The organism is Actinoplanes sp. NPDC089786, from assembly GCF_040684855.1.
Taxonomy (GTDB): domain Bacteria; phylum Actinomycetota; class Actinomycetes; order Mycobacteriales; family Micromonosporaceae; genus Actinoplanes.
The window spans coordinates 111,471-131,824 of the sequence record NZ_JBFBGU010000001.1; the positions used below are offsets into that span (position 1 = coordinate 111,471).

The following is a 20,354-nucleotide window of genomic DNA, read 5'->3' on the forward strand; positions in this document are numbered from 1 at the left end:
ACCCACCGCTGAGCGGCTCCGGGGAACCCGATGCTGCCGGTGGCGAATACTGTTCGACAGCTAGCGTAGTCAAGGCGGCACGCAGACCGGCACCCACCGGGGTAACTTTCGTTCCGCTTGGACCATTTACGACGTCGGAGGGTAGCGCGTGGAGTACACCACCGGCGCCCCCTCGTGGCGCCTCGTGCTGCGTCGCGCGCTCGGTGGCCTGCGGCCCCGCGTGCGTCATCAGAAGCAACGAGGATGGTCGATCGGGGTTCCGCTGATCGCCCTGGCCGCGGGTTTGCTGTTCACCACCTCGGCGACCACGGCCGGGGGTACGGCGCTCCGGGACGACCGGCGGCCTCAGGTGACCCAGCTGATCACCGACAAGCGGGCGAGGCTGGACGATCGCGGGGCACGGGCGGCTCAGTTGCGTACCCAGGTCGACCAGGACACCGAGCGCCTGGCCGAGGTCGACGCACCGGTCCGGGAGGCCCGGAAACGGGCCGACCGCATGCAGGCGGCGGCCGGCTTCACCGCCCTCCAGGGCCCCGGTCTGACCGTCGTCCTGAACGACTCACCGCGCCGCGTCGGCGACGGCAGCCCGAACAACCCGAGGAACGATGACCTGGTCGTTCACCAGGGCGATGTGCAGGCCGTGGTGAACGCGCTGTGGGCCGGCGGCGCCGAGGCGATGACGATCATGGATGTCCGCGTCATCTCGACCAGCGCGGTAAGATGCGTCGGCAACACCCTTCTTCTGCACGGCCAGGTCTTCTCGCCGCCGTTCAAGATCACGGCGATCGGCGAACCCACAGCACTGCATCGCGCGTTGGAGTCCGCGGAGGGCGTCCGGCAGTTCCGAGATGCGGTCGCCGACTTCGGCCTCGGGTATTCCGAAACCACCGAGAGGAACGTGACAGTGCGGGCGTACGACGGGTCGAGTGACCTCCGATCCGCGCGGGCCGGCCAGTGACGGAACCGCCGAACTCGGGGCGCCACCGGGCAACGTCCTCGTCCTCTTCGGACCCCGCTGCCTCCTCGGACCCCGCTGTGTCGGCCGCGCGCGACAAACGGCCGAAGCCCAGCATCGGCGAGTGGGTGAGCGGCCTCGGCGACGAGGCGATGCCCCACCCCGCGCTCGGGCCGACCCAGATTCCCGGCGGCTGGATCGGCGCCACTGTCCGCGATGGCGCCAAAACTCCTGGTCACGACGGTCCTGGTGTCGGTGATACGACAGATTTTCCGGACGCCGATCGGCCTTCCCCGCCCGCTGCCGCACCGCCTTCGCCGCCCGCTGCCGCACCGCCTAGCACGACCGCTGAGCAGGCAGATGTCGGTGTCCAAGATCCACAGCGGAATCCCGGCGAACCGGTACCGGCAGGCATCGATCGAGGTTCGGACCAAACGGACGAAGATCTTCATCGCGACCGTCCCGCCCTCCAACGTGACGGGGTTATCCACATCGCGCCCCCCACTGCGGACACCGGCGGTGCAGGATGGGTCGGCGCGGACGATCTCCGCGCGCCCGGCAACCGGCCCGAGGGAGTGGATCAAGAGATGTCGTCCGGAGTGAACGGCGGCGGCACGCCGGCCGGTCGCGGCTGGGCCGATGACCCTGCCCCCGATGGTGGCTGGGTGTCCGACGACGCCCCTTGGACCAGCCGTGACGACCGCCCGGCCGCGGGTCAGGCCTGGTCTGACTCCTCGGCTGGCTTTGACTCCTCGGCTGGCTTTGACTCCTCGGCTGGCTTTGACTCCTCGGCCGGCTATGGCGAGTTTCCGGTCGCCGGGCGCGCTGCCGGTGCGGTTGAGCCTGGCGGTGCCGACATGAACTGGCCGGCCCAGTCTGGCGCCGGGCAGATGGATTGGTCCTCCGAGCCCGCCGGCGGCCCGGCAGATCGGTCCTCCGAGCCCGCTTTCGGCCGGCCGGATTGGTCTCCCGAGCCCACTGCTGGCCAGGCGGATTGGTCGGCCAAGCCGGCTTTCAGCCCGCCGAATCAGCCCGCCAAGCCTGCATTCGGCCCGCCGAATCAGCCCGCCAAGCCCGCTTTCGGCCAGCCGGATCGGTCGGCCGAGCCCGCTGCTGGCCAGGCGGATCGGACTGCCGAGCCCGCTTTCGGCCAGCCGGATCGGACTGCCGAGCCCGCTGCTGGCCAGGCGGATCGGACTGCCGAGCCCGCTTTCGGCCAGCCGGATCGGACTGCCGAGCCTGCTGCTGTCGAGGCGGTTTCGGCCGCTGCGGCAGCCGCCCCGCAGCGCGCCCGCCAGACCCGTGCCGTCGACGACGGAGCGTGGCGCGACGAGCCTGCTTGGGCTACTGAGGCGGCCGCTCAACCCCCCTTTGCCGGCGCGAGTCAGCCGCCGGCCGGCACGGCTCAAGTCCCGGCGGGTTCCGTTCCGTCGCGCGGCGCCGGTGTGGCCCAGTCATCTGCCGCCGCTCCCCGAGCCGACCATGACGATGCTCCCTGGGTGACCCAGCCCAATGTGGGGTCCGTGCCGCGCGGCGACGCCGCCGTCCAACTGGCCGTCTCCGGTGACAACGGGCAGTCCGGGGTGAGCGACTGGCCGACCGCGACCGATACACCGGCACCCCGCCGCGACCTTCCCGCAGCCGGCGACGGCTGGGCACCGGCCCTCGACGGCGCGGGCCATTCAGAGTCTGCCGCGAGCTCGCAGTTCGGCGATCAAGCTGCCGGTTGGGGCGCCTCCAACGGCGTTGCGGCGCGCCACCCGGAAGACACCACCGGTTGGGATGATCGACCCGCCTCGCGTCATGTCGTCCAGCCGGAGGACAACACGTGGGCTCCGCAGCCCGCCGACGGCGGTGACCCTTCGAACGTCGCGCCCGACCAGAACGGCCGAGCCGGCCGCCGGGCCCACCACCTAGACACCGATGTCCGCGATGGCCAGGCCGCCGAGGTGGGCACCTGGGCGCCGGACGGTGCCGCGGGCGGCCACGCCGTCCCGCAGCGCAGTGCGACAACCGACGAGACGGTCGCCGACGGCTGGACCGCCGAGCAATACCCCGAGACGCAGCCCGGTCAGCCAGGTGACCCTCGCGGTGGCTGGGAGGCCGAGGGGATCCATGGCCAGGCGCTCGGCGGCCGACGAGCAGCCCGACCGGAATGGCCGGTGCCCGGCGACGGCCAGGACACCCAGTGGTCGGCCGAGGGCGGCGTGGCCGGCGGTCCCCTCAGCGAGGGCGACGACTGGCACAACCCTGCCCCCTCCGACACCGGCGTCGCCTTCGGCCGGCGAGGCCAGGACCCGCTGGTCCGTTCCGCGGTCCCGTCGATCGACCCCACCCAGCCCCGCGCCGCAGCCGCCATGCCCTTCGCCCAGAACGGGTTCAACGCCGCCGCGACGCCGCAAGCGGCCGCCCCGAACCCCGCTCAAAGCCTGGACCCGGCCGCCACCGCCCCGAACCTCCCCGCCCCCACCCTGAACGGGCCGGCCTTCGCCCCCGCGCCAAACTCGGCCCGGCCCGCTTCAGCACCGGGCGTCGCAGTCTCCCGGCAGAACGGAACCGCATCGGTGCCGGGCCAGGCCCCCGCTCCCGGATTCCCGTCGGCCCGACCGGCCGCCATCCCCGGCGCCGCACCCGTCGTTCAAGGTGGCACCCCTTTCACTCCCGGCGCGGCACCCTCCGCACCGATGGCGTCCAGCGACGCGCCTTTCGCCCCCAGCGGGACGGCCTCTGTCCACGGCGGCATCCCAGTCGTCCCCGGCGGCACACCTTTCGCCCCCGGCACGACGACCTCCGCAGCGAGCAGCGCGGCCGATGATCCGCCATTCGTGGCGGGTTCCGGCCTAGGCATCGCCAACGGCCCGCGTAGCCAGCACCTTGGCGACTCCGACGGGCTGGTGGGCGATCGTCGAGGCTCCACCAGGTTCTTCACCGGCCCGGACGACGAGCCCGACCGAACCACCGGCCAACCGGCCACGAACGGCGAGTTCCGACGCCCTGGTGATCCGAACGGCACTGCTGCCGACCGGTCCGGCTTCGCGCCGAACGACCACCGTGAGCAGCGCGGATATGGCTCAGCAGTCGACGGCTTGCAGGCAGCCGGTTGGGGACGGGCCACCTCCGCTCCGGCGGACACCTGGGCGAACGGTCAGGTGTCCGGCCCGACCCAACCCGGTCGAGCCGCGCCGAGCGCCGTCCATCCCGCCCTGACGAACGGTCATGCAGCCGCTCAGGCCCAGCCCTACCCCGACCAGTCCGGTCTTCCGAACGGCCGGCCGGCCGGCAACGTGCAGCCACACCCCGATCAGACCGGTCTGGCGAACGGCTGGACCGGCCAGGCTCGTGACCTGCACTCCGGTCAGACCGAGCAGGGCGCGGCCGCGGTCGGTTGGCAGCACGCAGGCAGCGAGGACGCCGACTCCGAGATCCGCGGTCGTAACGGTGCCGCTGGGTTGACCGGCTGGCAGCCGTCCGAGGACCAGCGGCCAGAAGGCGGGCGACGCGGCCGGGCCGAGACCAACGGCTCTGCGGCTTGGCCGGCGTCCGACGGCCAGCCAGCAGGGCGGCGCAGCGACGACGCCACGGCGAATGGCGCCTGGTCGACCGACCACGCCCAGCAGCCTGACGACCAGAACGCCACCACCACCGCCAACGGCTGGCAGACCGACGGCGGCCGGAACGCCACCACGACGGCCAACGGCTGGCAGAGCGATAGCGAGCCTCGGACCAGCCAAGGCCGCACTGACGCTGGCGCTGCGATGAGTGGACGGCAGCGCGCCGACGAGCAGCAATCCGGTGGCCGGCGGCGCCGGCGGGAAGACACCACGGCCAACGGCTGGCCGACCGCGGATGATCAGCAGCCGGGCAGCGGCCGGCCCGACAACGTAGCCGCTGCCAACGCCGACTGGCAATCCGCGGGCAGCAGCCAGCAGCTTGGTGGCGGCCGGCACGACAGCGCAGCGGCCGCTAACAGCGACCGGCAAGCAAGGGGCAGCAGTCAGCTTGGTGGTGGCAGGCATGACAACGGAGCCGCCACGAACACCGAGTGGAAGGCCGCGGGTGGCGAGCAGCTGGGCGCTGGACGGCACGGCGCCAACGCCGACTGGCAGGCTGCGGGCAGCCAGCAATCGGGCGTCGGGCGGCGCCGGCGGGAAGACTCCACGGCCAACGGGTGGCCGAACCCGAATGAGCAGCAGCCCGGTGGCGGACAGCACGCCAACGGGACAGCAGGGGCCAACGGCTGGCAGACCCCTAACGGCCAGGACCCGGTCGGCGGACAGCGCGGCGACGCTGCCCCCGGCACCAACGGCTGGCCCGCCGACGGGCAGCAGCCTCCGGGCGGACGACGCGCCCGGCCGAACACGCCCAACGGCCGGCCGGACGAGCAGCAGCCGGGCAACGGCCATGCGGCCCGCACGACCAGCGGCTGGCCAGGCGCTGACGGGTCGCAACCCGGGCTGGCGGGCTACGAAGCCCCAGCGGCCGAGGACGGCGGCGGCGGGCGGGGGCGAGATGCTGCGACAGCGATAGCAGGCGACCAGCGAGCCAGGCGCGGTCAGCACGGCGCGCCCGAGGCCGACAGCTGGGATGCGGGCGCCGGTGACTGGCGTGAGCAGGCTGACGACGCGGGTGACGACTGGCTGGGGGCGTTGCGTGGCGGCGCTGACGGTGGTCAGGGGCGGCGCGGTGCTCTTGGGCACGGCGAGCAGCGCGGCATGGGTGCGGGGCTGGATGAGGCCCGGGTCGACGCCCGGGATGAGTGGCGGGCCGCCTCGGGTGCGTACCCGCAGGTGGCGGAGTCGGACGCCGCGCGTACGGCGATCATCAACACCGCTGACGCGCCCACCGGGCTTCTGCCTATTGTGCCTTTAGCGGGTGAGCGGGGCGCCAAACCGGCCCGGGAGACCGTGGGCGACGGTGCCAAGGGGGCCGCCAATGTGGCCGAGGCGGCCGCGAAGGCGGCCGCTGCCCCGCCCGAGGAGAACCAAGACGCTGATGACACCGCGCCGAAACGGGGCGAAAAGGTCGTCAAGTTGCGTCCTGAGCAGACGAGTGACGGTTACAAGAGCGTGTACTCCGAACTGACCCGCCCCTCGATGGGCTCCCGCGTGCGCGCGGGTGTCCGCGGCACCGGCGAGATGATGATCACTCTCGGGTTGATCGTGCTGTTGTTCGCCGGGTACGAGGTGTTCGGCAACACCGCGGCGGTGAATGACGAGCAGTCGACGCTGGACGACGCGCTGGCGCAGGAGTGGAACGCGCCGGTCGTGGGCCCGTCGAGCCCGGCTCCGATCGGGCCGGACGCACCGGGCAAGGGGCTGGTCGGCCGGCTCTACATCCCGAAGCTGAACAAGAAGTGGGTCGTCGTCGACGGCGTGCGCGCGCAGGACATCAGGCTCGGGCCGGGGCACTACCCGGACACCGCGCTGCCGGGCAAGGTCGGCAACTTCTCGGTGGCGGGTCACCGGATCCGGTCGATCTTCTGGCGTCTCGACGAGATGCGCGACGGTGACATCATCGGCGTGGAGACCCGGAACAACTGGTTCATCTACAAGGTGTCCAGCACCGAGGTCGTGCTGCCGACAGCGGTCGAGGTGGTCGCGGCGGTGCCGGGCAAGCCCAAGGCCAAGCCGACCACGGCGATGCTGACGCTGACCACCTGCAACCCGAAGTTCAACAACTACGAACGACTCATCGTGCATGCGAAGCTGACCGATACCATCACCCGCGACCAGACCCTTCCGGACGCCGGGATCCCCGCTGCGCTCGCGAAGATCAAGTCGTAGGAGATTTCATGTACGCCTGGATCTGGCGCAAGCTGCCCTTCGGTCTGCCCGGGAAGCTGACCGGGTCCGTCGTGATCGCCGGTGCGATCGTGGCGGTGCTCTGGTTCTTCGTGTTCCCCTGGGCGACGCCGCTGCTGCCCTTCGACGACGTGCAGGTGGGAACCGGCACCCAGCAGGACCAAGGACCGGCCCAGCAGAACCCGAACGCGGTGCATCCGAGCGAGGAGTCCGCGCCGGACGAGATCCCGTACAGCACCGAGTCGAACGCCCCGCACCCGTCGTCGATCCCGGGCGGGTGATCTCGTGCGCATCCTGGTGATCGACAACTACGACTCGTTCGTCTTCAACATCGTCCAGTACCTCGGCCAGCTCGGCGCCGAGTGCGAGGTGCGGCGGAACGACGAGATTTCGGTCGCCGACGTCGCCGGATTCGGGGCCGCGGGTGTGCTGCTGTCGCCGGGCCCGGGCACGCCGGAACGGGCCGGGATCATGATGGACGTGATCCGGGAGTACGCCGGAAAGCTGCCGCTGTTCGGCGTCTGCCTGGGACACCAGGCGATCGGGGCGGCCTTCGGCGGCACTGTCGAGCGGGCGCCCGAGCTGCTGCACGGCAAGACGTCCGAGGTGCACCACAAGGGCACCGGGGTGCTGGCCGGCCTGCCCGACCCGTTCACCGCGACCCGCTACCACTCGCTCGCCGTGCTGCCCGAGACGCTGCCGGACGAGCTCGAGGTCACCGGACAGACCGAAAACGGCATCGTGATGGCCATGCGCCACCGCGAACTGCCGGTCGAGGGCGTCCAGTTCCACCCCGAGTCGGTCCTGACCGAGGGCGGTCACACCATGCTCGCCAACTGGCTCGCCGTGTGCGGCCTGCCTTCCGCCCTCGACCGCGCCCCCGCTCTGGCCGCCGAGGTCGAGTCCCGCCGCCGCGCCGCCTTCGCCTCAGCCTGAGCAGCGGCAGAAGCAAAGCGCAAACGAAAGCGGCGCGACCCGAAGGCCGCGCCGCGTGAAGCACAAGAGCTAGAAGATCCCGCCACCCGGATCGGTGATACCGCCACCGTTGCCCGGGTCGGGGTTCGTCGGCGACTCGGTGCCCGTCGGATCGGGATCCGGGTCGGGCTGCGCCACCACGTTGATCGTCACTGAGCTGCCCCGCTTCGCCTTCGACTTGCCCTTCGGGGTCTGACTGGCCACCGTGCCCGGCTCGCCCCCGGTCGGGACCTCCTTGACGGTGACGTTGAAGCCCTCGAGCAGCGCCTTGGCGGTGTCCTCGCTGCGGCCGGTCACATCCGGCACCTCGACCAGGTTGCCCCGCGAGACCTGCACCTCGATGGTGGTGCCCGGGTCGACCTGGTCGCCCGACTTCTCCACCTTGATGACCTGGCCCTCTTCGCGGGTGTCGTCGACCTCGCGAATCTTCGGGTCGAGCTTGAGCTTCTTCAGCGCGTCGATGGCCGCGTCCTCGGTGCTGCCGACCAGGTTGGTCGGGACCTGCACCTTGTCGGGCGCCTTGCACAGCGTGTAGGTGACCGGCTTGTCCACCGCGATCTGGGTGTTCTGCTCCGGCGTTTGCTTCGCCACTGTGGGCGTGTCGGGGCACTTGTCGGTGGTTTCCGGCTCGGTCGCCGAGAAGCTGGTGAACTTGGCGTCGGTGAGCTTCTTGGTCGCCTCGTCCTCGGTCAGGCCGGTCAGTTTCGGCATGGCCACCACGGCCGTGGCCGGGGTCTCGGGCTTCTTGTCGCCGCGGGACAACGCCAGGCCGACACCGAGCGCCACCACGGCGAGCACACCGAGGGCGGCCAGCACCGCCATCACCCAGGTCGACGACTTGCGCGGCGGCGGCCCCGGAGGCGGCACGGCGCCGGGCACCGGCCGGTGGATCTGGGTGGCGCCGGCCGGCGTACGCGCCGGTCCGGTCATTGCCATCGTCTCGGCCTCGGACATCACCGGGGTGGCCAGGACGGGACGGCCGGAGACGGCCCGGAGGGCGTCGGCGCGCATCTCCTGCGCGCTCTGGTAGCGGTTGATCGGGTTCTTCGCGAGCGCCTTGAGCACGATCGCGTCGATCTCCGGCGGCACCTCACGGTTGATCGAGCTCGGCGCCCGCGGGTCTTCGCGTACGTGCTGGTAGGCCACGCTGACCGGGCTGTCGCCGACGAACGGCGGATGACCGACCACCAGTTCGAAGAGCACACAGCCGGCGGCGTACACGTCGGAGCGCGCGTCCACCGACTCGCCCCGAGCCTGCTCGGGCGACAGGTATTGGGCCGTGCCGATCACCGCGCTGGTCTGCGTCATGGTGGTGGCGCCGCTGGCCAGGGCCCGGGCGATACCGAAGTCCATCACCTTGACCTGGCCGTTCGGGGTGACCATCACGTTGCCGGGCTTGATGTCCCGGTGGATGATCCCGTGCCGGTGGCTGAACTCCAGCGCGGCACAGATGTCGGCGATCATTTCCAGGGCGCGGCGCGGCTGGATCCGCTGCTCCTGGGCGAGCACCTCTTTCAGCGTGCTTCCGTTCACGTACTCCATGACGATGAACGGGAGTTTCTCGCCGGTGGAGGAGATCTCTTCGCCGGTGTCGTAGACGGCCACGATGGCGGGGTGGTTCAGCGCGGCGGAGTTCTGCGCCTCACGGCGGAACCGCTCTTGGAACGTCGCGTCGCGGGCCAGGTCGGTACGCAACATCTTGATGGCCACGTCGCGGCCGAGCCGGAGGTCACGTCCCTTGTGCACCTCGGCCATGCCGCCGTAGCCCAGCAGTTCGCCGACCTGATACCTGCCACCGAGCAGGCGGGCCTGCGCCGTCATAGCGTTCGTCGTCCTTCGCTCGCGCTCGTCGGCGCCCGCGGATCGGACGCCTGCTCTCTAAGACGGTACGACGTCGCCGGCGTTCCCTCGCCGGCCACGCCCGTGCGGACGACCGCGGCATTTCCCCCGGAATCGCCCAGGGCAGTCGTGTCACCCTGTTTCAGCAGGAAAGAGATAACACCTGCGCACAACAACACCAGCAGTGCGAGCACCACGGCCAACACGATCAGAACCTGTCGGCCGCCGGAACCCTCCGCCTTCTGCGCCATCGGTTGCTGATGGGGCTGCATCGGCGGTGCCGACGGGTGACGATACGGCTGTTGCGCCGGGGGCACGGAAGCGGCCCCCCGCGCCTGGGCGCCGGAGACCGGTCGGGGCACCGGCGGGTAGGGCGGACGTGCAGGTCCGCCCATTGGCGGGTGCATGGCGGGCGCCGACGGGCCGCCCGAGTGTGGCCGGTTGACCATCGGGCTGCCGGACTGCGGGCGGTTCATCGCCGGGCCGGCCGACCCGTTCACGGCCGGTTGGTGGGTGGCGGTGGTCAGCGACGAGGCGGACTGCCGGGCGACGCCGGCCATCGCGGCCGCGGTGGGCCAGCGGGCCGACGGGTCCTTCGCCATCGCGCGCTCGACGATCGCCCGCACCTCGGGCGGGATGTCCGACGGCAGCGGCCGGGCACTGTCCCGTACGTGCTTCATAGCGATCTCGATCGGGGTCGACCCGTCGAAGGGGCGATGACCCGAGAGGCATTGGTACGCGACCACGCCGAGCGCGTACACATCGGAGGCGGCCGTGGCCACCGCACCGGACGCCTGCTCGGGCGAGATGTAGGAGGCGGTGCCGAGCACCGACCCGGCCACGGTCAACTGGCCGACCATGGCCGACCGGGCGATGCCGAAGTCGGTCAGCACGAGCGTGCCGTTCGGGCGTACCAGAAGATTGCCGGGCTTGACGTCGCGGTGGACGATCCCGTTGGCGTGGGCGGCCTGCAGCGCGTCGGCGGCCTGGGCCACCAGCGCCATCGTGCGGGCCGGGGTCAGCCGTCCCACCCGGCTCAGCGTGCGGGACAGCGCGTCGCCCTCGACGTACTCCATGACCAGGAACGCGAGCTGCTGATCGCTGCCGTAGTCGTAGACGTCGACCACGCCGGGGTGGTTGATCGTGGCCATCGTGCGGGCCTCGCCGCGGAACCGCTCGGCGAACCCGGGCTCGTCCAGCAGGGCGGGCAGCAGGATCTTGACGGCGACCGTACGGCCCAGCACCTCGTCGGTGCCGCGCCAGACGTCGCCCATCCCGCCGCCGGCGATGCGCTCGTCCAGGCGATAGCGGCCGCCGAGGGTGACTCCAGGGCTGATCATCTCAGTCCCCTCCCCGTCCGGCCGCGGCCCGCATCATGAGCGCGGCGATCCGGGCCGCCTCGGCGCTGGCACCGCCGCCGGGCACGTTCTCCAGCATGACGCACGACGCCGAGATCGCCTCACCCTTCTCGTTGTAGGCGAACCCGATGAACCAGCCGTGGTTGCCGGCGCCCTCGGCGTTCTGGGCGGTGCCGGTCTTGCCGCCGACCTTGAAGCCGTTGATCCGGGCCTTCTTGGCGGTGCCGTTCTCGACGACGCTGACCATCATCTCGCGCAGGTCCTTGGCCACATCGCCGTTGATCGGCGTACGCAGAACCTGGGGGCTGGCCGTGTAGAGCGGGCGGCGCTCCGAGCTGAGCTGCTGCTGCACCAGGTAGGGCTTCATCTGCTTGCCGTCGTTGGCGACCGTGGCGGCGATCAGCGCGCCCTCCAGCACGGTCATCCGCACGTCGCGCTGCCCGATCGAGGACTGCGCCAGCGCGGCCTGGTCGGTGCTGCCGTCCGCGTTGGCCATGTCGCCGGTCTCGCTGGACGCGACGGCCAGGCCGCTGCCGTCCAGGTTGCCCACGGTCAGGTCTTTCTGGCCGAACCCGAACGCCTGCGCGGTCTTCTTCACGCGGTCGGCGCCGAGCTCGACGCCCAGCCGGGCGAAGCCGGTGTTGCAGCTGTCGGTGAGGGCTTCCTTCAGGGTGACCCGGGCGCCGGCGCAGGTCTCGTCGGCAGCGTTGCGGATGTCGGCGCCGCTGCCCGGTGGCCGGTAGACCTCGCCGGCCTGGATCTCGCTCTCCTGGGTCTTGCCGGCCTGGAGCGCGGCCGCCGAGATGATCACCTTCATCGCGGAGCCGGGCGGCTTGTTGTCGGCGATGGCCCGGTTGAGCAGCGGCTTCTGCTTGTCGCCGTTCAGCTCCTTGAAGGTCGCCGTGAACGTCTTCGCCTCGTGGCTGGCCAGCGGGTTCGGGTCGTAGCTGGGCATCGACACCATGGCCTGGACGGCGCCGGTCCGCGGGTCGATCGCGATCGCCGCGCCCCGCTTGACGTCCTTCTTGTTCTCGGTGAGTTCCTTGTAGGCGGTCTCCTGGGCCCGGGTGTTCAGGGTCAGCACGATGTTGCCGCCGCCGGTGTTGTCGCCGGTGAACATGTCACCGATCCGGTCGGCGATCAGCTTGTCGCTGGTCCCGGCGAGGAACTCGTTCTCGCTGCGCTCGATGCCGGTCTCCGCGTTGTCCACCGGCTTGTAGCCGATGACCGGCGCGTAGATCTCCTTCTTCGGGTAGATCCGCTGGAACTTGAGCACGCCGTCGGTGGCCTTGTTGGAGGCCAGGGGCTGACCGTCGGCCTCGATGATGCCGCGGGGCCGTTCGTACTCGGCCACGGTGACCCGGCGGTTGTAGTCGTTGGTGCGGTACTCGTCGGCCTTGTAGCCCTGCACCCAGTTGAGGTTGGCGAAGAGCAGCCCGAACAGCACCAGGACGACCACACCGGCCTTGCGCAGTGGTGCGTTCACGGCTTGATCACCTCCGTCATGGCGCCGTGCAGCTGAGCCGGCGGCGCCTTCGGCCCGCCCGGCCGTTCCTGGGGGCCACCCGCCGCCGGCCTGCGCCCCGCGTCCGAGATCCGGAGCAGCATGGCGACGAGAAGCCAGTTCGCCATGAGTGAGGAGCCTCCGGAGGACAGGAACGGGGTGGTCTGACCGGTCAACGGGATCAACCCGGTGATGCCACCCACGATGACGAAGACCTGCAAGCCCAAGGTGAACGCCAGGCCACCGGCGACCAGCTTGCCGAAGGAGTCGCGGACCGCGATGGCGGCGCGCAGGCCACGCTCGACGATCAGCAGATAGGTCACCAGCAGCGCGGACAGGCCGAACAGCCCGATCTCCTCGCCCATGCCGGCGAAGATGAAGTCGTTACGAACCTCGGGGATGTATCCGGGCGAACCGGCGCCCGGTCCGGTGCCGAACAGCCCGCCCGTCCCCAGGCCGAGGAGGCCCTGGACCAGCTGATAACTGCCGCCGACCCGTTCGTACTGCTCGGTGTTGAACGGGTCGAGCCAGACCTGCGCGCGGTCGTAGAAGTTGGCGAACGGGCCGCCCACCGACGCGCCGAGCAAGTAGGCCACGTAGACGCCGCCGAAGAACATCAGCAGACCGATGATCAGCCAGCTGGCCCGTTCGGTGGCGACGTAGAGCGTCACGATGAACAGGCCGAAGTACATCAGCGCCGTGCCCAGGTCTTTCTCGAAGACCAGGACCAGGAGGCTGAGCAGCCAGACGGTGACGACCGGGCCGAGGTCGCGGCCGCGCGGGAAGTCGATGCCGAGGAACCGCTTGCTGGCCAGCGACAGCACCTCGCGCTTGCGGACCAGGTAGTACGCGAAGAACGAGACCAGCGCCAGCTTGGCGAACTCACCCGGCTGGAGGGAGAACCCGCCGATCCGGATCCACAGCTTGGCCCCGTTGATCTCGGAGATGCTGCCCGGCAGGACGGCCGGGATCATCACCAGGACGATGCCGACCAGGCCCAGCGTGTAGGCATATTTCGATACCTGTTTGTGATCTCGGATCACCAGGAGCAGCACCGCGGCCAGGATCAGCGAGGCCAGCGTCCAGGCGAGCTGACGACCGCCGAACCCGCTGAACAGTCCCGGCTCGGGCAGCTTCCGATCGAGCGCCCGGGCGATGTCGAGCCGCCGCAGGAACCCCACGCCGAGCCCGTTGATCAGCGCGACCGTCGGCAGCAGCACCGGGTCGGCGTACGGCGCGGTGAACCTGATCACCACGTGCAGGCTCAGGAACAGGATGCTCAGCAGCGCGGCCGGAACCCAGAACGTCGGGGTGAGCTTGTCGTACTGGTTCGCCTCCACCGTGGCCCCGTACACCGCGACCAGGATCATCGCGAAGGCGAGGAGACCCAGCTCGGCGTTCCGGTGGGTCTTCAACCCCGGGATACGCGGCATCTCACCCGTCGTCGCGGGTGTGGGAGCCGGTACTGCGGGCGCGGTCAAGAAGCAGTCCCCAGACGTGGTGAGCGGAAGCTCAGTCCACCGGGCGGCAACCGACCGGTGGGATGACCGGCGGCGCAGCGTCGGAGGGCGAAGCGTCCGGCGTGGTGACGGGCGCGGAGGCCGGCGCCGAGGTGGCGTTCACCCGGCCCGGTGCGGAGGTTTCTCCGGCCGCGGAGGGCGCGACAGGTGGGGTCGAAGGCGTGACCGACGGCGCGGAGGCCGACGCGCTCGGGCCGCCGGCCGGCGCACAGACCGGCTTCAGGTTCGGGTTGGACGGCTCGTTGGCGGTCAGCTCGGCCAGCCGGCGCTCGGCGTCCGGGCGGTTGTCCGCCTGGATGCCCTCCTTGACCCGGTCCTGCGCGGTCGTGGTCAGGTCGTCCAGCCGCGCGTTGCTGGTCTGGTTGACGCTCGACAGGTCGAGCCCCGCCACCTCACCCGGCACGCCGCGGAAGATCGCCAGCTGTCCGGAATCGGTCGCGCCCACGTAGTACTGATCTTGCGTGTAGCGCCAGCCCAGGAACAGGCCGCCGCCGAGCATCGCGAGAAGCAGAAGCAGAAGCAGACCGGTACGGACGGGATGCCGCTTGGGCTCCGGCTCCGGCGCCTCGTACGCCCCGGCGTCCGGTTGGGCCGGGCGCGGTGGTTGCTGCAGAGCGGCCGCCCGGGCGGCAGCGGTGGACGCGTCGGCCACCGTCGAGTTGCCGCGGTCACGGGCGGCGGCGCCACCCACGATCGGCGCCTGCTCCATGATGTCGGCGTCGGTCGCGTCGGCGATCACCACGGTGATGTTGTCGGGCCCGCCGCCGCGCAGCGCCAGCTGCACGAGACGCTCGACACAGGCCTGCGGGTCGTGGATGTCCCGCATGCTGTCGCCGATGGTCTCGGCGCTCACCACGCCGGACAGGCCGTCGCTGCAGATCAGGTAGCGGTCGCCCTTGAGGACCTGGCGTACCGAGTATTCGGGGTCGATGTCCCGCCCGTCCAAGGCCCGGGTCAGCAGCGACCGCTGCGGGTGGCTGCTCGCCTCCTCAGGGCTGATCCGGCCCTCGTCGACCAGCATCTGGACGTACGTGTCGTCCTTGGTGATCTGGGCGAACTCACCCTGCCGGAGCATGTAGGCGCGGCTGTCGCCGATGTGCACCATGCCCAGCTTGCTGCCGGTGAACAGCACGGCGGTCAGCGTCGTACCCATGCCCTCGAGGCTCGGATTGGCGTCGACCGTGTCACGGAGCGTCTGGTTGGCGTTGCCGACGGCGTGACGCAGGGCGTCCACCAGGGCATCGCCGGGGACATCCTCGTCCAGCGGGGCCATCGCGGCTATCACGATGTTGCTGGCGACGTCGCCGGCGGCCATCCCGCCCATGCCGTCGGCGACAGCAAGCAGCCGCGGTCCGGCGTAGACGGAATCTTGGTTTCCGTCTCGGATCAGACCGCGGTCGCTTTGAGCGGCATAGCGCAGGGTCAGAGTCATGGCCGTAACTCGAGTGATGTGCGGCCGATCCGGATCGGCACGCCGAGGGGGACGGGGGTAGGTCCGGAGACCTTACCGCGATCAAGATAGGTGCCGTTCGTCGAGCCGAGATCCTCGACGAACCACTGCCCATCGCGGGGCACCAGGCGAGCATGGCGGGCCGAGGCGAAGTCGTCGGTGATGACGAGGGTGGAATCCTCGGCACGCCCGATCGTGATCTGCGCCTCCCCGAGAGTGATCCGGGTCCCGGCCAGCTGACCGGCGGTCACCACGAGTTGCCGAGCCGCCTTACCGCGCTTGGCCTTCGCCGGCGGCGGCCCGCCGAGCACCGCGCCACCCACCCCGCGTGGGCTGGCGACGATGCTCTTGGACCGCGAACTGCCGAAGAGGTCCCGGCGGATGACCCCGACCACGGTGAACACAAAGATCCACAGCAGGATGAGGAAGCCGAACCGGGCAACGGTGAGGACGAATTCGGGCAAGGTGACTAGCCGTCCACTCGGAACGTGAGGGTGGTCGTGCCCAACTGGATCATGTCGCCCGGGTTGAGCGCCACCGCGGACACGCGCTGACCGTTGACCATGGTCCCGTTGGTCGAGCCCAGGTCGGTCAGCACAACCTGACTGCCGTCGTAGTCGAGCCGGGCGTGCCGGCGCGAGATACCCACGTCAGGCAGGCGCAGGTTCGCCTGGTCACCACGGCCGATCACGGTCGAGCCCATCTGAAGCGGATAGGTACGCCCGTCGCCGGACACCAGGCCCACGTTGCGCCCGTTGTGCCCGCCGCCACCGCCGTGCTGCTGATAGCCACCACCCTGCTGGTCGTAGGGCGAGTACTGCGGCCCAGCGTCGTACGCCGGTTGCTGCACCGGGGCGACCTCGCCACCGGTGTAGACCTCGGCCGTGACCCGGAACATGCCCGTGTCCAGCCCGTCCCCACGCTCGATCTCGACTATCACGTCGCCATACACGGTCCAGGCCTGCTCACCGATGAACTCGGCCTGAGACTGCGCGAGTTCCTGAGCCAACGCAGCGGCGTACGGCGCCAACCGACTGTGATCGTAAGGTGACAGATCAATCACATAACGGTTCGGCACCAGCGTACGGCCGCCGGCGAGGATCGCCTTGTGCGCCTCTGCCTCCCGCTGCATGGCGTTAAGAATCTCCACCGGGTGCACGACACCCTTGAACACCTTCGCGAAGGCCCCCTCGACCAGGCCTTCCAACCGCTTCTCGAAGCGCTGCAGCACGCTCACCGGCTCCTCCTCGGGTTCCGAGGACATGATGGTATCCGGCCGCCGCTTCCGCGTCCCTGTGAAGAGCGACCGGCACTTCTGACCCTCGTATAACGCCCCCGGACGCCGTGCTAACCTTCTCGGCGTCGCAAGGGCTTGTATGCTCTCGCGGTAACTGGGACAGCGTAATCTGTCGCAGCTAGCAACGCGTCACGGGGATGTGGCGGAATGGCAGACGCGCACGGTTCAGGTCCGTGTGTCCGAAAGGACGTGGGGGTTCAACTCCCCCCATCCCCACGAGTGAGGGCTGAGGGCCCTGTGCGAGCAGAAAGCGCTCGCGCAGGGCCCTCACTCGTATGCCAGCTCCGGGGGCCGAGCCCCCGGAAACCCCGCGCTGTAGGCGCAAGCTGGAGCGAGATGCTCACCCCCGGGTGAAAAAACCCTGCACGCGCTGCGCGCGGAAGCGGCCAGGCTGCCCTGAGGGCTGAGGGGCTATGCTCGCGGCTGGTTTCGGACGGGCTGGAGGGGTTTCTGTGGGTGTTGCGCTGGTTACCGGTTCCGGGGGCCTGATCGGCTCCGAGGCGGTGCGGCACTTCGCTGGGCTGGGGCTGGATGTCGTCGGGATCGACAACGACATGCGCCAGGAGTTCTTCGGCTCGGAGGCGTCCACCGCCTGGAACGTCGAGCGCCTCCAGCAGGACCTCGGTAGTAAGTACAGCCACCACGGCATCGACATCCGCGACCGCGACGGCCTGGCCGCCATCTTCAAGAAGTACGGCCAAGACCTCTCCGTGGTGATCCACACCGCGGCGCAGCCCTCGCACGACTGGGCGGTGCGTGACCCGTTCACCGACTTCGACGTGAACGCCACCGGCACGCTCAACGTCCTGCAGAACGTTCGCGAGCACGCCATCGAGGCGCCGGTGATCCACTGCTCGACCAACAAGGTCTACGGCGACACGCCGAACCGGCTGCCGCTGGTCGAGCAGGAGACTCGGTGGGAGCTCGACCCGGCCCACCCCTGGGCGGCCGAGGGCATCACCGAGGAGATGTCCATCGACCACACGCTTCACTCGGTCTTCGGCGCCTCCAAGGTCGCCGCCGACGTGATGGTGCAGGAATACGGTCGCTACTTCGGCATGAAGACCGCGGTCTTCCGCGGCGGCACGCTGACCGGCCCGGCGCACTCCGCCACTGAACTGCACGGCTTCCTGGGCTACGTGATGCGGGCCAACATGGAACGCCGGAAGTACACGATCTTCGGGTACAAGGGCAAGCAGGTCCGCGACGCCATCCACAGCCACGACGTGCTCAGCGCGTTCGAGGCGTTCTTCCGCAACCCCCGCTCGGGCGCCGTCTACAACCTGGGCGGCGGCCGGCACTCGAACATCTCCAACCTCGAGGCGTTCGCACTGGCCGAGAAGATCAGCGGCACCGAGATGATCACCGAGTACGCCGACCAGAACCGGGTCGGCGACCACATCTGGTGGATCGGCTCGATGGCCCGGTTCCAGGCCGACTACCCGGAGTGGAAGCAGGTCTACGACGTGCCGATGATCCTCCAGGAGATCTACCAGGCCAACGTCGGCAAGTGGGTGCCCCAGGGATGATCGACAAGGGCAAGGGAAACGTGCTGGGGGTCCTGGTCGACATGGTCGACTACGAGGCCGCCACCGCGAAGATCCTGGAGGCCGCGCGGGATCGCCGGCCGTACGCGGTGACCGCTCTGGCCGTGCACGGCGTGATGACCGGCGTGCAGGACCCGGCCCACAATGCCCGGCTCAACTCGTTCGACCTGGTGACGCCGGACGGCCAGCCGGTCCGCGGCGCGCTCAACCTGCTTCATCACGCCGGTCTCGCCGACCGCGTCTACGGCCCCGAGCTGACCCTGCGGGTGTTGCGCCAGGCCGCGGCCGAAGGGCTGCCGGTCTACTTGTACGGCTCCACGCAGCCGACGCTGGACCGGTTGATCCCGGCGCTGGAGGTGATGTTCCCGGCCCTGAAGATCGCCGGGGTCGAGGCCTCCAAGTTCCGCACGTCGCACCCCGGCGAGCCGGCCGAGATCGCCGAGCGCATCAAGGCCTCCGGGGCCCGGATCGTGCTGGTCGGCCTGGGCTGTCCGCGCCAGGAGGTCTTCACGTACGCGATGCGCCCGCTGCTCGACATGCCGCTGCTGGCCGTCGGCGCCGCCTTCGACTATCACGCCGGTCTGCTGAAGAACCCGCCGCCGTGGATGCAGAAGTACGCCCTGGAGTGGCTGTGGCGGCTCGGCCTCGAGCCGAAGCGGCTGTGGAAGCGCTACGTCCTGCTCAACCCGAACTTCGTCGCCCGGCTCAGCGCACAGCGGTCGGGCGCCTGGAAGGCCACGCCACCGCCGGCGACGGACGCGCCCGTCGAGTCGTTCGCGGTCTAGGACAGTGCCGGGACCCCCGTGCCGGCGGGTCCCGGCCGACCTCCCCAGGTCGAGTCCGTGAGTCGACACTAGGACGCACATCACCGCCACGCCAGGGTGATTGTCCACTTCGCCCGGACGAATGATGGCTCTGCGTAAATCTTTCCGGACCATCCGTGACGGCCGCACCCCTTAGGGGTCACCGTCCGGTGATCTCCCGGTTTCGCGGGTTGCGCGGTGGGTGAAGTCTGTCGATGTGGACACCGTCGCGGACATCACCCTGATCGCCGGCCTCGCCGTGCTCTGGCTCACCGCCGGCCTGATCGCCGACGGGCTGCCCGGTTCGGCCACGGCCGCGATCCTGCGCCGCCGCGCGGTCCTGCTCGCGGCGGTGGCCGGGGCGGGCACAGCGATGCTGGTGGCGGTTCCGCTCATCAACCTGGGCCGGCCGGGCCCGGAGACCGCGGGTACGGCCGCCGTGCTGGTCTGCGTACCCGTCGCTGTCGTGCTGACGATCAGCCTGCGCCGCCTCACCCAGGTCCGGCACGGTGCGGCCGCGCTGAGCACCGCACCGCAGGCGCCGGTCCCACCCGGTCTGATCGCCGCCGCCGCGCACCCGCTGGTCGTGGTGCCGATGCAGGTGGCCGGGCTGGCCGCGATCGCCGGGCTGCCGATCGCCGCGGGCGTGATCGACGTCCCCACGGCGCTGCTGGTCGCGGTCGTCTGCGGCGCCGCCGGCCTGGTCGCGGTGGCCATCGCGATCCGGCACGGCCTGCGGCACAGCCGCTTGAGCGTCGGCGCCATCGCCCCTATCAAGCGCCTGCCCAAGCGGTGGGCCCAGTAGCTACTTGTTGCGAGCTTCCTGCACGTAGAGCAGCTCGAGGATGGACCGGGCGGCCTCGAACCAGCGGTCCAGCCACTCCGACGGCGGCAGGCTGCCACGGGCCGGCAGTTCGAGCAGCAGACCCCGCAGCAGCGGGTGGTCGGCCATCGAGCTCGAGGTGATCTGCGGCGCGTCCGACCAGTTCCCCGGCGAGAACACCGGCTCGGTCAGACCCTGCATGTCGAGGGACGGCAGCTTGGGGGCCCGGTCCAGCGCGCTGGAGGGCTCCAGTCCCTGGCTGCTCAGCCCGGGCGAGCGAGTCGGCAACGGGTTGCTGTCACGACGGGTGACCAGCTCACCGTCGGTGTCGGCGGTCTCGCGGCGGCTCTGCCGGTACGCGCTGACGCCGCCGCTGAACCGGTCCTGCGCGGTCGCGGAACCGTTGCTGAGGTTCTCGTTCATCGTCTCGCCTCGCTGATGTGATCAAACCGCGGTCCGGCCCGCGCTTAGGTCGTTCAACG

The 20,354-nt window shown here is 70.3% G+C and carries 15 protein-coding genes and 1 tRNA gene; 8 read left to right on the forward strand and 8 right to left on the reverse strand.

Annotated elements, in window-relative coordinates; all coding sequences use genetic code 11:
- Positions 1-148: 148 nt before the first annotated feature.
- From AB0O15_RS00575 to AB0O15_RS00590, 4 genes are all read left to right on the forward strand, one after another.
- A complete protein-coding gene (locus tag AB0O15_RS00575; RefSeq protein WP_364312093.1) occupies positions 149-958 on the forward strand; it encodes a DUF881 domain-containing protein in 810 nt (269 codons plus the stop codon).
- A gap of 662 nt (positions 959-1,620) precedes the next feature.
- Positions 1,621-6,738 carry a class E sortase gene (locus tag AB0O15_RS00580; protein ID WP_364312096.1) on the forward strand — a complete coding sequence of 1,706 codons (5,118 nt, stop codon included), beginning with the start codon at positions 1,621-1,623 and terminating at the stop codon, positions 6,736-6,738.
- Positions 6,739-6,746: 8 nt separating this feature from the next.
- Complete coding sequence (locus AB0O15_RS00585; RefSeq protein ID WP_364312099.1) at positions 6,747-7,037, forward strand: hypothetical protein; 291 nt, start codon at positions 6,747-6,749, stop codon at positions 7,035-7,037.
- A 4-nt stretch (positions 7,038-7,041) separates the two neighbouring features.
- Entirely contained in the window at positions 7,042-7,692 is a 651-nt protein-coding gene (locus AB0O15_RS00590; RefSeq protein ID WP_364312102.1) for an aminodeoxychorismate/anthranilate synthase component II, read from the forward strand.
- 69 nt (positions 7,693-7,761) lie between these two features.
- Here the strand turns inward: AB0O15_RS00590 and pknB are convergent, their stop codons facing one another.
- From pknB to AB0O15_RS00625, 7 genes are all read right to left on the reverse strand, one after another.
- Positions 7,762-9,552 carry a Stk1 family PASTA domain-containing Ser/Thr kinase gene (pknB, locus tag AB0O15_RS00595; RefSeq protein ID WP_364312104.1) on the reverse strand — a complete coding sequence of 597 codons (1,791 nt, stop codon included), beginning with the start codon at positions 9,550-9,552 and terminating at the stop codon, positions 7,762-7,764.
- Positions 9,549-10,910 carry a protein kinase gene (locus tag AB0O15_RS00600; RefSeq protein WP_364312106.1) on the reverse strand — a complete coding sequence of 454 codons (1,362 nt, stop codon included), beginning with the start codon at positions 10,908-10,910 and terminating at the stop codon, positions 9,549-9,551. Before AB0O15_RS00600 ends, pknB begins: the two co-directional genes overlap by 4 nt.
- Before the next feature lies 1 nt (position 10,911).
- Positions 10,912-12,414 (reverse strand): penicillin-binding transpeptidase domain-containing protein, encoded by a 1,503-nt coding sequence (locus AB0O15_RS00605; RefSeq protein ID WP_364312108.1) that lies wholly within the window; start codon positions 12,412-12,414, stop codon positions 10,912-10,914.
- Complete coding sequence (locus AB0O15_RS00610; RefSeq protein ID WP_364312110.1) at positions 12,411-13,865, reverse strand: FtsW/RodA/SpoVE family cell cycle protein; 1,455 nt, start codon at positions 13,863-13,865, stop codon at positions 12,411-12,413. Before AB0O15_RS00610 ends, AB0O15_RS00605 begins: the two co-directional genes overlap by 4 nt.
- Before the next feature lie 79 nt (positions 13,866-13,944).
- On the reverse strand, positions 13,945-15,384 hold the full coding sequence (locus AB0O15_RS00615; RefSeq protein WP_364312112.1) for a protein phosphatase 2C domain-containing protein: 1,440 nt from the start codon (positions 15,382-15,384) through the stop codon (positions 13,945-13,947).
- Positions 15,381-15,866 (reverse strand): FHA domain-containing protein, encoded by a 486-nt coding sequence (locus AB0O15_RS00620; protein ID WP_364312114.1) that lies wholly within the window; start codon positions 15,864-15,866, stop codon positions 15,381-15,383. The genes AB0O15_RS00615 and AB0O15_RS00620 overlap by 4 nt, the downstream gene beginning before the upstream one ends.
- A 5-nt stretch (positions 15,867-15,871) precedes the next feature.
- The gene (locus AB0O15_RS00625) at positions 15,872-16,666 is read right to left on the reverse strand and encodes a DUF3662 and FHA domain-containing protein (RefSeq protein WP_364312116.1); all 795 of its coding nucleotides are present in this window, start codon (positions 16,664-16,666) and stop codon (positions 15,872-15,874) included.
- Positions 16,667-16,832: 166 nt separating this feature from the next.
- Here AB0O15_RS00625 and AB0O15_RS00630 point away from each other — a divergent pair.
- From AB0O15_RS00630 to AB0O15_RS00645, 4 genes are all read left to right on the forward strand, one after another.
- Positions 16,833-16,915 (forward strand) — tRNA-Leu (locus tag AB0O15_RS00630).
- A gap of 236 nt (positions 16,916-17,151) precedes the next feature.
- Positions 17,152-18,228, forward strand: coding sequence for an NAD-dependent epimerase/dehydratase family protein (locus tag AB0O15_RS00635; protein ID WP_364312119.1), 1,077 nt, complete (start codon positions 17,152-17,154; stop codon positions 18,226-18,228).
- Complete coding sequence (locus tag AB0O15_RS00640) at positions 18,225-19,031, forward strand: WecB/TagA/CpsF family glycosyltransferase (protein ID WP_364312122.1); 807 nt, start codon at positions 18,225-18,227, stop codon at positions 19,029-19,031. Before AB0O15_RS00635 ends, AB0O15_RS00640 begins: the two co-directional genes overlap by 4 nt.
- A 220-nt stretch (positions 19,032-19,251) precedes the next feature.
- Positions 19,252-19,854, forward strand: coding sequence for a hypothetical protein (locus AB0O15_RS00645; protein ID WP_364312124.1), 603 nt, complete (start codon positions 19,252-19,254; stop codon positions 19,852-19,854).
- Here the strand turns inward: AB0O15_RS00645 and AB0O15_RS00650 are convergent, their stop codons facing one another.
- Positions 19,855-20,295 carry a hypothetical protein gene (locus tag AB0O15_RS00650; protein WP_364312127.1) on the reverse strand — a complete coding sequence of 147 codons (441 nt, stop codon included), beginning with the start codon at positions 20,293-20,295 and terminating at the stop codon, positions 19,855-19,857. It abuts the gene before it with no gap.
- Between the last annotated feature and the right edge of the window lie 59 nt (positions 20,296-20,354).

What these genes read in the sequence shown, in the direction of transcription:
- AB0O15_RS00585 (WP_364312099.1), top strand. Translation starts at nt 6,747, where the DNA reads ATGTACGCCTGGATCTGGCGCAAGCTGCCCTTCGGTCTGCCCGGGAAG.
- AB0O15_RS00600 (WP_364312106.1), bottom strand. Translation starts at nt 10,910, where the DNA reads ATGATCAGCCCTGGAGTCACCCTCGGCGGCCGCTATCGCCTGGACGAG.
- AB0O15_RS00650 (WP_364312127.1), bottom strand. Translation starts at nt 20,295, where the DNA reads ATGAACGAGAACCTCAGCAACGGTTCCGCGACCGCGCAGGACCGGTTC.
- pknB (WP_364312104.1), bottom strand. Translation starts at nt 9,552, where the DNA reads ATGACGGCGCAGGCCCGCCTGCTCGGTGGCAGGTATCAGGTCGGCGAA.
- AB0O15_RS00610 (WP_364312110.1), bottom strand. Translation starts at nt 13,865, where the DNA reads ATGCCGCGTATCCCGGGGTTGAAGACCCACCGGAACGCCGAGCTGGGT.
- AB0O15_RS00640 (WP_364312122.1), top strand. Translation starts at nt 18,225, where the DNA reads ATGATCGACAAGGGCAAGGGAAACGTGCTGGGGGTCCTGGTCGACATG.
- AB0O15_RS00625 (WP_364312116.1), bottom strand. Translation starts at nt 16,666, where the DNA reads ATGTCCTCGGAACCCGAGGAGGAGCCGGTGAGCGTGCTGCAGCGCTTC.
- AB0O15_RS00615 (WP_364312112.1), bottom strand. Translation starts at nt 15,384, where the DNA reads ATGACTCTGACCCTGCGCTATGCCGCTCAAAGCGACCGCGGTCTGATC.